13 protein-coding genes are annotated in these 15,200 nt (G+C 65.7%); 9 read left to right on the top strand and 4 right to left on the bottom strand.

What is annotated here, in order from left to right:
* Window positions 1-6 precede the first annotated feature (6 nt).
* The 9 genes from ACE10W_RS11210 (at window position 7) to ACE10W_RS11170 (ending at window position 10,082) form a co-directional block, all read left to right on the top strand.
* Window positions 7-993, top strand: coding sequence for an ABC transporter ATP-binding protein (locus ACE10W_RS11210; RefSeq protein ID WP_011085658.1), 987 nt, complete (start codon window positions 7-9; stop codon window positions 991-993).
* Window positions 990-1,979: an ABC transporter ATP-binding protein gene (locus tag ACE10W_RS11205; RefSeq protein ID WP_028172431.1), complete on the top strand. Its 990-nt coding sequence runs from the start codon at window positions 990-992 to the stop codon at window positions 1,977-1,979. Before ACE10W_RS11210 ends, ACE10W_RS11205 begins: the two co-directional genes overlap by 4 nt.
* 87 nt (window positions 1,980-2,066) lie before the next feature.
* A complete protein-coding gene (locus ACE10W_RS11200; protein WP_011085656.1) occupies window positions 2,067-3,872 on the top strand; it encodes a gamma-glutamyltransferase family protein in 1,806 nt (601 codons plus the stop codon).
* A gap of 10 nt (window positions 3,873-3,882) precedes the next feature.
* Entirely contained in the window at window positions 3,883-4,593 is a 711-nt protein-coding gene (locus ACE10W_RS11195; RefSeq protein WP_011085655.1) for a DUF1028 domain-containing protein, read from the top strand.
* Complete coding sequence (locus tag ACE10W_RS11190) at window positions 4,590-5,579, top strand: ABC transporter ATP-binding protein (protein ID WP_011085654.1); 990 nt, start codon at window positions 4,590-4,592, stop codon at window positions 5,577-5,579. Before ACE10W_RS11195 ends, ACE10W_RS11190 begins: the two co-directional genes overlap by 4 nt.
* Window positions 5,579-6,679 (top strand): ABC transporter ATP-binding protein, encoded by a 1,101-nt coding sequence (locus tag ACE10W_RS11185; protein ID WP_304551530.1) that lies wholly within the window; start codon window positions 5,579-5,581, stop codon window positions 6,677-6,679. The genes ACE10W_RS11190 and ACE10W_RS11185 overlap by 1 nt, the downstream gene beginning before the upstream one ends.
* Window positions 6,680-6,702: 23 nt before the next feature.
* Entirely contained in the window at window positions 6,703-8,214 is a 1,512-nt protein-coding gene (locus ACE10W_RS11180) for an ABC transporter substrate-binding protein (protein ID WP_060911058.1), read from the top strand.
* A 31-nt stretch (window positions 8,215-8,245) separates the two neighbouring features.
* Window positions 8,246-9,187: an ABC transporter permease gene (locus tag ACE10W_RS11175; RefSeq protein WP_060911057.1), complete on the top strand. Its 942-nt coding sequence runs from the start codon at window positions 8,246-8,248 to the stop codon at window positions 9,185-9,187.
* Between the two features lie 4 nt (window positions 9,188-9,191).
* Window positions 9,192-10,082, top strand: a complete 891-nt coding sequence (locus ACE10W_RS11170) for an ABC transporter permease (protein ID WP_161535885.1) — start codon at window positions 9,192-9,194, stop codon at window positions 10,080-10,082.
* 48 nt (window positions 10,083-10,130) lie between these two features.
* On the opposite strand, the gene ACE10W_RS11165 is transcribed toward ACE10W_RS11170, so the two are convergent.
* Genes ACE10W_RS11165 through ACE10W_RS11150 form a run of 4 tightly spaced genes read right to left on the bottom strand, consistent with a single transcriptional unit; the run spans window position 10,131 to window position 15,099 of the window.
* Window positions 10,131-10,877, bottom strand: coding sequence for a hypothetical protein (locus tag ACE10W_RS11165; protein WP_304551529.1), 747 nt, complete (start codon window positions 10,875-10,877; stop codon window positions 10,131-10,133).
* A 9-nt stretch (window positions 10,878-10,886) separates the two neighbouring features.
* Window positions 10,887-12,134, bottom strand: coding sequence for an adenylate/guanylate cyclase domain-containing protein (locus tag ACE10W_RS11160; RefSeq protein ID WP_304551528.1), 1,248 nt, complete (start codon window positions 12,132-12,134; stop codon window positions 10,887-10,889).
* Complete coding sequence (locus tag ACE10W_RS11155; RefSeq protein ID WP_011085647.1) at window positions 12,131-12,520, bottom strand: response regulator; 390 nt, start codon at window positions 12,518-12,520, stop codon at window positions 12,131-12,133. Before ACE10W_RS11155 ends, ACE10W_RS11160 begins: the two co-directional genes overlap by 4 nt.
* Complete coding sequence (locus ACE10W_RS11150; protein WP_304551527.1) at window positions 12,517-15,099, bottom strand: ATP-binding protein; 2,583 nt, start codon at window positions 15,097-15,099, stop codon at window positions 12,517-12,519. Before ACE10W_RS11150 ends, ACE10W_RS11155 begins: the two co-directional genes overlap by 4 nt.
* Window positions 15,100-15,200 lie beyond the last annotated feature (101 nt).

Here is a 15,200-nt window from a genome sequence, read left to right as displayed (position 1 = left end):
TCGCCCATGACCGAACCTGTTCTCTCCGTGCGCAATCTCCAGGTGGAGTTCGCCTCCCGCCGCGGCACGCTGCGCGCCATCGACGACGTCTCCTTCGACATCGCCAAGGGCGAGGTGCTGGGGGTAGTCGGCGAATCCGGCGCCGGAAAATCCGTCACCGGCCTCGCGGTAATCGGCCTGATCGATCCTCCCGGCCGCATCGCCGGCGGCGAGATTCATCTCGCCGGCCTGCGCATCGACAATCTGCCGCCGGAAGAGATGCGCCGCATCCGCGGCAAACGCATCGGCATGATCTTCCAGGATCCCCTCACCTCGCTCAATCCGCTGTACCGGGTCGGCGACCAGATCGTGGAAACCATCCGGACCCACCTCAATCTGTCCGAACAGGCGGCCCGCCGCCGCGCCATCGACCTGCTCGCCGAAGTCGGCATCCCCGCGCCGGAAAAGCGCATCGACGGCTATCCGCACGAGTTCTCCGGCGGCATGCGCCAGCGCGTCGTGATTGCGCTCGCGATCTGCGCCGAGCCTGAGCTGATCATCGCGGACGAGCCGACCACAGCGCTCGACGTCTCCGTCCAGGCGCAGATCATCTCACTGATCAAGCGGCTCGGGCGCGACCACGGCACCGCGGTGATGCTGGTGACCCACGACATGGGCGTGATCGCGGAGACCTCGGACCGCGTCGCGGTGATGTACGCCGGCCGCGTCGCCGAGATCGGTCCAGTGCAGGACGTCGTGAGGAACCCGCTGCATCCTTACGCAAAAGGATTGATGGGCGCGATCCCGACGCTCGCGGGCGAGGACAAGCGCCTGGTGCAGATCCCCGGCTCCATGCCGCGCCTGTCGGCGATTCCGCGCGGATGCTCGTTCAATCCGCGCTGCGCGTTCGCATTCGACCGCTGTCGTGTCGATCGGCCCGAGCCACTGCCGCAAGGCGCCCAATCGGTCGCCTGCCATCTCTATGACAATGTGCCGGCGGAGAGCGCGGCATGAGCGCCCCTTTCGTCCAGGCCACAAATCTGCGCCGCGTCTTCGATGTCTCGAAGCCCTGGCTCAACCGCGTGCTGGAAGGCGGGCATCTCGAATATCTCAAGGCTGTCGATAACGTCACCTTCGACATCAGGAAGGGCGAGACCTTTGCGCTGGTCGGCGAGTCCGGCTCCGGCAAGACCACGGTGGCGCGGATGGTGGTCGGCCTGTTGCCGCCGAGCTCCGGCGACGTCCAGATCGACGGCGTCTCGATGGGGGATCCGCGGCAGGCGCCGGCGCGGCGAAAGCTGCGCCGCCGCATCCAGATGATCTTCCAGGATCCCTATGCGAGCCTGAATCCGCGCTTCCGGGTCGATGCCATCATCTCCGAGCCGATCCGCGCCTTCGACCTGATCCAGGGCGAGCGCGACATCCAGGCGCGCGTCGGCGAGCTGCTCAGCCTCGTCGGCCTGCATCCCGACGACCGGCTGAAGTTTCCGCACGAGTTCTCCGGCGGCCAGCGCCAGCGTATCGCGATCGCGCGGGCGCTCGCGTCCGATGCCGAGTTCATCGTCTGCGACGAGCCGACCTCGGCGCTCGACGTCTCGGTGCAGGCGCAGATCCTGAACCTGATGCGCGACCTCCAGGACAAGTTCGGCCTGACCTACATGTTCATCAGCCACAACCTCGCCGTGGTCCGTCACATGGCGAGCCGCGTCGGCGTGATGTATCTCGGCCGCATCGTCGAGATCGCGGAAGGCCGCGAGCTGTTTGCCCGGCCGCGCATGCCCTACACCAAGATGCTGCTGGGCGCCGTGCCCGATCTTGCCATGAGCGGCCGCCAGCGCATTCCGGTCAAGGGCGAGATTCCGAACCCGATCAATCCGCCGCCCGGCTGCGCCTTCAATCCGCGCTGTCCGCTGGCGTTCGATCTCTGCCGCAAGGAAGCCCCGGAACTGATCGGCGGCGTCGCCTGCCATGCGGTTAACACCGCGCCGGTCCCGGCGTGACGCGCGCGTGCCATGCGGCCTGCGCATTGGCGGCACGGCATCGCCTGTGATCAATTGCGCGCGCCACAAGTAAGGTAACGAAATCCCATGGCCAGCAACGTCAATCCGGATCCCTTCACGACGCGCCCCGAGATCGAGGGCACGTTCGGGGTCGTCGCCACCACGCACTGGATCGCGACCGCCGTCGGCATGGCCATTCTGGAAAAGGGCGGCAACGCCTTCGATGCCGGCGTCGCCACCGCTTTCACGCTCCAGGTGGTCGAGCCGCATCTGAACGGCCCCGGCGGCGACGTGCCTGTCATCGTGCACGACGTGAAGCGCGGCCGCACCGAGGTGATCTGTGGCCAGGGCCCGGCGCCGGCGCGCGCCACCATCGCGCATTACAGGAGCGAAGGCCTCGACATGGTGCCGGGCACCGGCCTGCTCGCCGCCTGCGTGCCCGGGACCTTCGAATCCTGGATGATGCTCTTGCGAGACTACGGCACCATGCGCGTACGCGACGTGCTGGAGCCCGCGATCTCCTACGCGCGCGACGGCTATCCGCTGGTCGAGCGCGCCTGCGCCACGATCCAGACCGTCGAGCAGCTATTCCGCAAGCACTGGCCGACCTCGGCCGCGGTGTATCTTCCCAATGGCGAGGTGCCGAAACCCGGCACGCTCTTCACCAACAAGACGCTGGCCGCGACCTACGCCCGCATTCTCAGCGAGGCCGAGAGCGGCGACGGTGGCCGCGACGCCGAGATCGAGCGTGCGCGAAGGGCCTGGTCGCACGGCTTCGTCGCGGAAGCCATCGACAAATTCTGCCGCACGCAAGAGGTGATGGACGTCAGCGGTTCGCCGCATCGCGGCGTTCTCTCGGCCGACGACATGGCGCGCTGGCAGCCGACCATCGAGGCGCCGCTTACCTACGACTATGGCCGCTACACTGTCTGCAAGGCCGGCGTCTGGAGCCAGGGCCCGGTCACGCTGCAACAGCTCGCACTGCTCAAGGGCTTTGCGCTCGACGGACTCGACCCGACCGGGCCGGAATTCATCCATCTCCAGATCGAATGCGCCAAGCTCGCCTTCGCCGACCGCGAAAAGTTCTACGGCGATCCGAAGTTCAGCGAGATCCCGATCGCGACGCTGCTGTCGGATGCCTATAACGACGAACGCCGCAAGCTCGTCACCGACAAGGCCTCGCTCGACTTCCGCCCCGGCTCGGTCGAGGGCTTTGGCGGTGTCGTCAAGCTGCGGCGCGCCGAAGGCCAGCGCGAAGCGGTCGGCGCGCTCGGCGCCGGCGAGCCGACGGTCGGACGCTTCGGCGAGGTACGCGGCGACACCGTGCATTTCGACATCATCGACAAGGCCGGCAATATGGTCTCCTCGACGCCATCGGGCGGCTGGCTGCAATCTTCGCCGATCATTCCGGAGCTCGGCTTCTGCCTCGGCAGCCGCGCGCAGATGTTCTGGCTGGAGGAAGACCATCCCGCCGCGCTTGCGCCGGGCAAGCGGCCGCGCACCACGCTGTCGCCGACCATGGCGCTGCGCGACGGCGAGCCGTATCTCGCCTGGGGCTCGCCGGGCGGCGACCAGCAGGACCAATGGATCACGCAATTCTTCCTGCGCCACGTCCATTGCAATCTCAACCTTCAGGAATCGATCGACGCACCGGCCTGGCATTCCGAGCATTTCCCGATCTCGTTCTGGCCGCGCACCGCGCGCCCCGGCGTGCTCGTGGTCGAGAACCGCGTACCGAAGGCAGCGATCGAGAATCTGCGCGAGCGCGGACATATCGTCGAGATCGGGCCCGACTGGTCGGAAGGCCGCCTCACCGCGGCCTCGCGCGTCGGGGTGCGCCGCCGCGCCGCCGCCAATCCGCGCGGCATGCAAGGCTACGCAGCAGGACGCTGATGGACAGAATATGACCTGGTCGATCATCGCACGCGATCCTGCCACCGGCCAGTTCGGCATCGCGGTTGCGACCCGCTTCTTCGCCGTCGGCGCGCGCGTGCCCTATATCGCCGCCGGCCTCGGCGCGATCGCAACCCAGGCCTTCGTGAATCCCTATTACGGCATCGACGGCGTCAAGCTCTTGCGTGAAGGCTTGAACGCGCATGACGTACTCGCCAGCCTGCTCGCGACCGACGACGGGCGCGAAAGCCGCCAGATCCACATCATGGACGCGAGCGGCGAGATTGCTGCGCACACCGGGCGCGACTGCGTCGACTGGTGCGGCCACATCGCGGGCAGCGGCTTCTCCATCGCCGGCAACATGCTCGCGGGTGCCGACGTGCTCGACGAGACCGCCAAGACCTACATCGCCAATGACAGCCTGCCCTTCCCGCGCCGCCTGCTCGCGGCGATGCGCGCGGGCGAAGCCGCCGGCGGCGACAAACGCGGCAAGCAGTCTGCTGCGCTCCTGATCCACGGCGAGGAGGAATGGCCGGCGCTGGACATTCGCGCCGACGACCATTCCGATCCGCTCGGCGAGCTCGAGCGGCTCGAACGGGTCAGCCACGAGCTCTGGGTGCATTTCCGCAACTCCATGCCGACGCGGCAGAACCCGGCCGGCAACACCGATCGCAGCGTCATCGACGCGAGCATCGCCGCGGCCCGTGCAAGACAATCATGAGCACAAGCCCTCTCATCGAGATCAAGGATCTGCGCATCCGCTTCCACGGCGACGATGGCCGCGTCACCCATGCGGTGGACAGTGTAGATCTCAGCGTCGCCAATGGCGCGACGCTCGGCCTCGTCGGCGAATCCGGCTGCGGCAAGAGCGTGACGTCGCTCGCGATCATGGGATTGCTGCCGAAGCAAAGCACGGAGATATCGGGCGCGATCCGCTTCGACGGCTTCGATTTGCTGAAGACCCCGGACCAGACCTTGCGCGACCTCCGCGGCAACCGGCTCGCGATGATCTTCCAGGAGCCGATGACCTCGCTCAACCCGAGCTTCACCATCGGCGACCAGATCATCGAGACCATCCTGCGCCATCGCGGCGGCTCGCGGCGCAGCGCTCGGGAGCGCGCGATCGAGCTGTTGCGCCGCGTCCACATCCCCTCGCCCGAACGGCGCGTCGACGAATATCCGCACAAGCTTTCCGGCGGCATGCGCCAGCGCGTGATGATCGCGATGGCCCTGGCCTGCGACCCCCGCCTCCTGATCGCGGACGAGCCGACCACCGCGCTCGACGTCACCCTGCAGGCGCAGATACTTGAACTGATGCGCGAGTTGAAGGCGGCGAGCGGTGCGGCGATCATCCTGATCACGCACGACCTCGGCGTGGTCGCCGAGGTCTGCGACGAGGTCGCGGTGATGTATGCCGGCGAGATCGTCGAGCGTGCGCCGGTGGATGAATTGTTCGCCGCCCCGCAGCATCCCTACACCGTCGGCCTGCTCGGCTCGATCCCGCGGCTCGACCACCGTGCCGAGCAGCTCGCGACGATCGAAGGCATGGTCCCGAACATGGCGCAACCGCCCGCCGGATGCCGCTTCGCCGCACGGTGCCCCTTCGTTCTCGACGCCTGCACCAGGGCGCCGCCGCCGCTCGTGGAAATCGGCCCGGGTCACCTCTCGCGCTGCATCCGCGCACCGCTCGAACTTCTGGTGTCGTGATGGCGCTCCTCGAGGTCGAAGGTCTGGTCAAGCATTTCGTCGCCGAGCGCTCGCTGTTCGGCCGGGCGCTCGCGCATGTCAAGGCGGTCGATGGCGTCAGCTTCTCGCTCGAGGCCGGCAAGACGCTGGCCCTGGTCGGCGAATCCGGTTGCGGCAAATCCACCGTCAGCCGTCTGGTGCTGCGGCTGATCGAGCCTGATGCGGGCACTGTGCGCTTCGACGGCCGCGACCTGCTCTCGCTCGACGCCGGAGCGCTCCGCGCCTTCCGCCGCGAAGCGCAGATCATCTTCCAGGATCCCTACGCCTCGCTCAATCCGCGCATGACGGTCGGCCAGATCCTGACGGAGCCGCTGGCGCTGCACGATCTCGTCCCACCCGCACGGCGGCGCGAACGGGTCGCGGAAATCCTGCGGCTGGTCGGGCTGGAGCCGCGGCTCGAGCGACGCTATCCGCACGAATTCTCCGGCGGCCAGCGCCAGCGCATCGCCATTGCCCGTGCGCTCGCGGTCGAGCCAAAATTGATCATCTGCGACGAGCCGGTCTCGGCGCTCGACGTCTCGATCCGCTCGCAGATCCTCAATCTCCTGCGCGAGCTCCAGGACCGGCTCGGCCTTGCCTACATTTTCGTCTCGCATGACCTCGCCGTGGTCAAGCACATCGCCGACCACGTTGCGGTGATGAATCTCGGCCAGATCGTCGAGACCGCGGAGGCGGATGCGCTGTTTGCCGCGCCACGGCACCCCTATAGCCGCGCGCTGCTGTCTGCGATCCCCGTGCCTAAACCGCGGGCAAAAAGCAGCCGGATTGTGCTCCAGGGGGAGATCCCCAGCGCGCTGAATCCGCCGCCGGGATGCCGCTTCCACACCCGCTGTCCCTATGTCGTGGACCGCTGCCGCAACGAAATGCCTCAGCTTGTCTCGGATGGCATCGGACATGCAACAGCTTGCCACCGAACGTCGGAACTGCCGTCCTCCGCGGCCATCGTCCCCATGGATGGCGGCTTCTCGCCGGTTCTCGAAAAATTGGTTGCCGCCTTCAGCGGCGGTCCGGAAGCAGCACGCGGCGGCGGGGTTAGTTCATTGGGGACGGACCCCGCATAGCCGTGAAACAGAGGTCGAGAGCGATGAGCTTTATGCGTTTGACAATCCTGGCGTCGGCCTTGCTGACGTCGCTCGTGGGCACGGCCCAGGCTCAAACCACGCTTCGCATCGGGATCGCCGAAGACCCCGACATCCTCGATCCCAGCATCGGCCGCACCTATGTCGGCCGCATCGTATTCTCCGCGTTCTGCGACAAGCTGTTCGACATCGACGAGAAGCTCAACATCGTGCCGCAGCTCGCGCTGTCTCACGAGACGTCGGCCGACGGCAAGGAGATGACGATCAAGCTCCGGCCAGGCGTCAAATTCCACGATGGCGAGCCGCTGGACGCCGAAGCCGCAAAGTTCTCGATCGAACGTCACATGACGCTGCCGGCCTCGTTCCGGAAGTCCGAGCTCGCCAGCGTCGACCATGTCGAGGTCGTCGATCCCCTGACCATCAAGCTGGTGCTCAAGACGCCGTACTCGCCCCTGATCGCCCAGCTCACCGACCGCTCCGGCATGATGGTCTCGCCCAAGGCGGCGAAGGAGGCCGGTGACAAGTTCGGCCTGCATCCGGTCTGCGCAGGTCCCTACAAGTTCGTCGAGCGCGTGCAGCAGGATCGCATGGTGTTCGAGAAGTTCGCCGACTATTGGAACAAGGACAACATCCATATCGACCGCGTCGTGTTCCTGCCGATCGTCGATGCCACGGTGCGCCTTGCCAACCTCAAGTCCGGCGGGCTCGACCTGATCGAGCGCGTGCTCGCCACCGACATCAAGGACGTCCGCGCCGATCCCAAGCTGGTGCTGTCGACGGCGCCCGAGCTCGGCTATCAGGGCCTGACCATCAACATCGGCAACGACAAGACCAAGGGGCCACTCAGCCAATCCGCGAAGGTGCGCCAGGCACTCAGCCTGTCGATCGATCGCGAGGCCATCAACCAGGTCGTATTCAACGGCGAGTTCACGCCGGGCAATCAATGGGTCAGCCCGACGCATCCATACTATCAGAAGGCTTTCCCCATTCCGGGTCGCGACATTGCCAAGGCCAAGGCGCTGTTGAAGGAAGCCGGTGTCAGCCTGCCCGTCACCGTCGACTACATGGTACCAAAGGGCACCGAGTACGAGGCCGTCGCCCAGGTCGTGCAGTCCATGGCCGCCGAGGCAGGCTTCGACATCAAGGTCCGCGTCGTCGAATTCGCGACCACCTTCAAGCAGGCGCAGGCCGGCGAGTTCCAGGTGTTCCAGATCAACTGGAGCGGACGCATCGACCCGGACGGCAATTCCTACATCTTCATGCGCAGCAAGGCGCCGCAGAACGACGGCGTGTACTCGAACCCCGAGGCCGACAAGCTGATGGAAGAGGGACGGGCCACATCGAATGTCGAGGAGCGCAAGGCGATCTACGCCAGGCTGACCAAGATCCTGCTCGACGACCTGCCGATCATCTACATCTATCATCGCACGCTCCTGATCGCGCATACGAAGAAGCTCGAGGGCTACCGGCAGATGCCTGATGGCCTCGTGCGCGTGGTCGGGTTGAAGTTCAAGTGATCGCGACATCACCCGGGAAACGCGTGGGGCCATGCTGAACTTCCTCGCCCACCGCATCGCGCAGATCGTGCCGACACTGTTCTTCGTGTCGGTGCTGATCTTTTCGCTCCAGCAATTGCTGCCCGGCGATCCGGCGCTGGTGATGGCCGGCGAGGAACGCGATCCCGCCGCGATCGAGCAGATCCGGCAGCAGTACAAGCTCGATCAGCCGATCCCCGTGCAGTATGTCTACTGGCTCAAGGGAGTCCTCACCGGCAATTTCGGCGAGTCCTTGCGCAACAAGATGCCGGTGCGCGAGCTGATCGCGCAGAAACTGCCGGTGACGCTCCAGCTCGGCTCGATGGCGATCCTGATCGCGTTCTTGATCGGCATTCCCGCCGGCATCGTCTCCGCAGTGAAGAAGGGCACGGCCTGGGACTATGGCGCGAATTTGTTTGCGCTGTGGGGCATCTCGACGCCGAATTTCTGGCTCGGGATCCTGCTGATCTTCCTGTTCTCGATCAAGCTCGGCTGGCTGCCGGCCTCGGGCTACGTGCCGCTGACCGAGGACTGGCGCGCGAGCCTGGCCGCCACCATCATGCCCGCCTTCGTGCTCGGCAACGCGATTTCCGCGATCCTGATGCGGCACACCCGCAGTGCCATGCTCCAGGTGCTGGAAAGCGACTATGTCCGCACGGCGCGTGCGAAGGGATTGTCGGAGCGCTCCGTCATCCTCAAGCATGCGATGCGCAATGCGCTGACGCCGATCATCACGCTCGGCGCGCTCGAGCTTGGCACGCTGTTGTCGGGCGCCGTGCTGACGGAGCAGATCTTCTCCATTCCCGGCTTCGGCAAGCTGATCGTGGACGCCGTCTTCAACCGCGACTACGCGGTCGTGCAGGGCGTGGTGCTGGTGACGGCCACGGTCTACATCACGCTCAACCTCGTTGCCGACGTCGCCTATATTCTCGTCAATCCGCGGCTGCGGGGCTAGCGCCATGACCGATGCCGCATTGCCCGCCGCTCCCTCCACCGCGCACGCGTCCGAACTAGACAGCCCGGCGCGCCGCGCACGGCGGCGGTTGTTCAAGCGCAAGGCCGCCGTATTCGGACTCGTCGTGATCACGGCGTTCATCCTGCTTGCGGCGCTTGCTCCTCTCATCGTCCCCTACGATCCCATCGCGACGAGCTGGAGCCTGGTACGCAAGCCGCCGACCGCGGCGCACTGGTTCGGCACCGACGAGCTCGGCCGCGACATCCTCAGCCGCGTCGTCTACGGCGCGCGCGCCTCCCTGCTCGCGGGCCTGATCTCGGTCGCGATCGCGCTCGGCGTCGGCGTGCCGCTCGGCCTGCTTGCCGGCTATCGCGGCGGATTTGTCGATGCGCTGATCAGCCGGATCACGGACGCGATGCTGGCCTGCCCGTTCCTGATCCTGGCGATCGCGCTGGCCGCGTTTCTCGGTCCGAGCCTTGGCAATGCGATGATCGCGATCGGCATCTCGGCGACCCCGATCTTCATCCGCCTGACCCGCGGCCAGGTGCTGAGCGTCAAGGCCGAGGATTATGTCGAGGCCGCGCGCGCGCTCGGCAACCCCGGCTGGCGGATCGCGTTCTCGCACATCCTGCCCAACATCCTGCCGGCGCTGCTGGTGCAGGCGACGCTGTCGATCGCCGCCGCCATCATCGCCGAGGCGGCGCTCTCGTTCCTTGGCCTTGGTCAGCAGCCGCCGGCACCGTCCTGGGGCAGCATGCTCAACGCGGCGCAGCGCTTCCTGACCCAGGCGCCCTGGATGGCGATCTGGCCGGGGCTTGCGATCTTCCTCGTGGTGCTGTCGCTGAACCTGCTGGGCGACGGCCTGCGCGACGCGCTCGATCCAAGGCAGCGATAAAGCTAGCTCCTCTCCCCGACGGGGAGAGGTAAAGATCAACCGCCAGCGCTAGATCACTGCCTCGCGCATCACGCGGCGGCAATCCATCTCGTATTCGAGATCGACCACCGGCGGGCGGGCATAATGCCAGGTCAGGCCGGAGCGCAGCGCGCCGCGGCGGACCAGTTCGTCGACCAGCGCGTGGTGGAAGTCATGCACGGAATAGGCCTGCACGCCGGTGGTGTCCTTCCAGCCGAAGCCGAAGGCCGCCATCCGGTTTTCCATCTGCGAGGTGGTGGTGAACCGTACCTTCTCGCGCAGCCCCTCCGGGCTAAGGTCGCGGTAGCGCACCGTGCGCTCGACATAAGTTCCGCTGCCCTCGCGTGCTTCGGCACCGCCGGCGATCACGAAGCTCGGCGCCTTCGACCGCGTCGGGCGCGTGAAGGAGAACGCGTAAAACGATGGCTCGGTCGGCGGATCGATCTCGGGACAGACATTGCTGCGCGCCACCGGATTTGTGGTGCCGTCGAAGATGCCCCATTCGGATAGCGTCTTCACATAGTGCAGGTTGAACGCACGAAAGCCCTCCTCGCTGAAGGCGGCCGGTGAGCGCAACTCGCAGGCGCAGAACGCCGTCAGCGGACGTCCGGCTTCCTGGATGAATTTCGCCGTGAGCGCAAAGCCCTCGGCAAGCGGCACCAGGCGATCGAGCCGGACGCGCTCGATCTCATAGCCGTCATCCGCGGCCGCGCCGGCCGAATACTGGAACACGGATGGAATGAAACGATAATTGCCCGCAGAGAACTCACGCGTCATGACGAACTCCTATTCCAGTTGCATGCGAATGCCCTTGGCGCCGTTGAGCAGGCGCCTCAGGTGAAAACCGGCCAGCGCATCGTCGGCGTGCATCCCGACCAGCGCGGCAAAAGCCGGCATGGCGGCTGCGTCGCCGGCCTCCATCTTGGCGAAGGCTTCGGAGTACCGCGTTGTCGCCGCCGACTCGAATTTCGCCGTTGCCAGCGGTTCGAACGCACGCAGGGGTTCGCTGCGTCCGCGCAGCATCAGGTCACCGACGGGACGGCCATGGAAATTTGCGGCCCCCTCGGCGATGCTGGCACTGACGCAGATGCGTGTTCCCAGATGCTTGTTCGCAGCCTCCAGACGCGCCGCGATATTGATGGAGTCGCCATAGGCGGTGTAATCGAAGAAACGATTGCCGCCGAAATTGCCGACCAGCGCCGGGCCCGCATGGGCGCCGATGCGGGTCGCCCCGAAATTGACGCCTCTCGCCTTCCAGCGCGCGGAGAAATCCTCCGCCCAGGCATCGAGATCATGCGCACAGGCGACCGCGCGCGTCGCATAGTCCGGCTGGTCGCCAGGCGCGTTGAACAGCACCTGAATCGCATCGCCGATGATTTTGGCGACCGTCCCCTCATGCGCGAAGACGATCTCGGTCATGCCGCCGACATACTCGTTGAGGAGCTCGCCGAGCGTCTGCGGGGCCGCGCTCTCGACCAGCGACGTGAAGCCGGTGATGTCGGTGAAGAGGGTGGCGACATCGCGCCACTGCACCTCCATGCTGCCTTCGACATCCGCCGCCAGACGCCTTGCGATCTCCGGCGAGAAGAAGCGCGACAGTGAGGCATGGGCGCGCTCGGCTTCCATCTGACGCCGCCGCACCTCACGCAGCATCTCCACGTGGCCGATGGTCTTCTGGATCGTGGCCTCCAGATCGGCGAAGTCGATCGGCTTGGTCAGGAAGTCGAACGCGCCGCGGTTCATGGCGATGCGGATGTTGCTCATGTCGCCATAGGCGGAGACGATGATGGTCGACTTCTTGTCCTCTGCCTCCTGAAGCTTCGCCAGCAGCGACAGCCCGTCCATCCGCGGCATGTTGATGTCGGAGACCACCATGTCGACATGCGGATTCTGCTCAAGTGCCTGCAGCGCCTCGAGGCCGTCGCGGGCGAACATGAGGGTGAGCAGCCCATCGCGAATCTGCCTGCGAAACTTTTGCAGGATCAGCGCCTCGAGGTCCGGCTCGTCGTCGACGAAAAGGATGGTCGCAGTCATGCGGCTTGCTCGAGCCTCGTGTCGATCTCCTGGCGCAGCAGCGCAAAGTCGATCGGCTTGGTCAGGAGCGCGTGGGCGCCTCGCTCGATCGCCTTTCTGCGCGTCTCGGCGTCGCCATAGGCGGTGATCATGATGACGGGAACGTGCGGATAATCGGCGCGCACCTTCGGCAGCATGTCGAGCCCGCTCATGCCGGGCATGTTGACGTCTGACAGAATCAGGATCAGCGAAGGATCGCGAACCTCGGCGGCACGCCTCAGCGCATCGGCCGCAGAGGGAGCAAACTCCATCTGGAAGCGGCCGGCGCGCAGGTCGCGCCGGAAGTGCTGCCTGAACAGCGGCTCGACGTCGGGCTCGTCATCGACGACCAGGATATAAACGTTCAAGTCTTGCCTCCGGCAGTGTCGCCCGCTGCCATCGTGCGCGGCAGCGTTATGATGAATTCGGTGAATATACCGGGCTCGGTCTTCACGTCGATCGTGCCGCCGTGCTGCTTCACGACGATGTCATGGCTCATGGACAGGCCGAGCCCGGTGCCCTCACCGGCCGGCTTGGTCGTGAAGAACGGATTGAACAATTTTTCCTTCACCTCGGGCGGAATCCCGGTGCCGTTGTCACGGATCCGGATCTCGACCGTGTCGCCGAGGCTCCTGGTTGCGGCACTCAGGATCGGCTCAAAACTGTCCGCCGCGCTCTCCTTGCGCTTGGCCGCAGCATAGAAACCGTTCGAGATCAGGTTGAGGAAGACGCGCGTGATCTCCTGCGGATAGATGTCGACCAGGCCGGCGGCGGGGTCAAATGCGCGCTGGAGCGTGACGTTGAAGGCGGGCCTTTCGGCGCGCGCGCCGTGATAGGCCAGATTGAGGCTCTCCTCCACGACCGCATTGATATCGACGGGGCGATGTTCGCCGGAACCCTGGCGCGAGTGCACCAGCATGTTCCTGACGATGGAATCGGCGCGCTTGCCGTGCTGCACCACCTTCTCGAGATTGCCCCTGAGCATGGCGGTCAGCTCGTCAACTTCCGCCTTGGTCTTGCCGTCGAGCTTTGCCGCTTCGAGCACCTCGTTGAGCTCGTCGATCAACTCCGTCGAAACCGACGAGAAATTGTTGACGAAATTGAGCGGGTTCTTGATCTCGTGGGCGATGCCGGCGGTGAGCTGGCCGAGGGAGGCAAGCTTCTCGGTCTGGATCAGCCGGTCCTGCGCGGCGCGCAGATCATCGAGCGATCGCGACAGCTCTCTGGTGCGTTCCTGGACCTCCTCGAACAATCGGACATTCTCGATCGCGATGAGGGCCTGATCTGCAAATGTGGTGGCGAGTTCGATTTGCTTGTCGCTAAACGGCCGCACCATATGCCGCGTCAAGACAAACACGCCGATTGGCGTCCCCTCTCGCAGCAGAGGCACACCGAGCATCGTACGCACGTTTGAACGCCTTCGAGCGGACGAAGGCGCATATTCCGGGTCGGCCTGCACATTCGGGACATGAACCGTTTTGGCGTCGAGCAGCGTACGCCCGACCACACTTCCCCGCTCGGGTACGGAAGCGAATGTCCGAAGCTTGTTTTCCTGCTCCGCGTCAAGCCCGCAGCTTGCCGCCAAATAGAAGACGCCGTCGCTAGGCCGAAAGATCGTGCCTTCGTCCGCGTCACACAAGCGCGCCGCCGAGCCGACAAGGGTGTTCAACACGGTTTGCAGGTCGAACGCCGAACGGCTGATGACTTTCAGCACATCGGCGGTCGCCGTCTGCTGCTGCAACGACTCGCTCAATTCCGCGGTCCGCTGCTCGACCTTGTTTTCAAGGTCGGCATAGGATTCCTGCAAGCGCGCGCCCATCTCGTTGAACTGGTCGGCGAGCCCTTCGAGCTCGTCGCCGGTCCGGATCGCGATGCGCTGGGAGAAGTCGCCACCCCCGATCCGCTCGGCGCCGCTACGCAGCGCCTGGATCGGTCCCACCATGCGGCGCGCGAGGAATATCCCCGCAAGCACCGCGAAGATCGACGCCGCGAGCAGCACGATCGCAAGCCGCTGCAACGAGGCATAGAGCGCGGCATAGGCCTCCTCGACCGGCAGCTCCACGAACATGGTCCAGTGCAGCGGCTCGATCGGGGCCGATGCGGTCAGCACCTTCCGCCCCTGGATGTTGCGCGCTTCAGGAAGCGGATCGGACATGGTGCCGCCTCCGGCCTGCGCGGCGCGCACCTGCGCGAGCCCGGACATATCGGTGTTGCGCAGGACCAGGCTGATATCGGGATGCGCGATCAGGCGCCCCTCCGGCCCGACCACGTAGGCGTTTCCGTGCTCGCCGACCTTGATCTGGGAGACGACGTCCCAGATCAGCTTCAGATTGACCTCGGCGATGCTGACGCCGGCATCCTTGCGCGCGCCGGCCAGCGCCAGCGTCATGTAGGGCTCGGAGTCCCTGCGGAAATAGACCGGCCCGTAATAGACCTTGTGCGCGACCGCCTCGGTGAACTTTGGATCCCCCGACAGGTCGATCCCACTGTCGATCGCGTCCATCGCCAACCGCGAGACCCGCAACCGCTCCTTGCCGCTCGAATCCACCTGGGCGAGCTCGGTGATCCCTGGCACCTGACGCAGCAGCCGCAGCGCGTCGAACCGGCGCTGCTCGATCGAGCCCGCCGACCACGGCAGCTGCGTGGTCCAGCCGAGCTGGCTCTCGATCTCCTTGACGAACTGGCCGATCTTGGCGGCCGCCGCCTCAGCCTGCTCATGCTGGACCCGGATCAGCGAGGCCTTGTGCTCACGATAATAGAAGAAGACTTCGAACAGCCCGTTGGCGAGCAGCGCAACGGCGACGACGGCCACGAACAGCGCGACGTATTTGGTGAACAGCCGGGTCCTGATCCCCCGCCCCACCGCCTCGCCGGCCACGGCCCCATCCGGGGCCGCGCTCGGCAACGTCCTGGCTTGAGGAGTGTCGGGATGCAGGGAGAGGCTCATCCGGCGGAATCTAGCAAGAAGACGAGACGTTGTCTCTCGCGAGCGCGGCAAAGGGCCCGCCAGGCGGCCGCGGTGGCCGCCGCATCAGCGTCGCCGGGTAC

The organism is Bradyrhizobium sp. B025 (genome assembly GCF_042257955.1).
Classification (GTDB): Bacteria; Pseudomonadota; Alphaproteobacteria; order Rhizobiales; family Xanthobacteraceae; genus Bradyrhizobium; species Bradyrhizobium diazoefficiens.
Note: the sequence above shows the minus strand (reverse complement) of the source record. Positions and strands in the feature narration are given on the sequence as shown.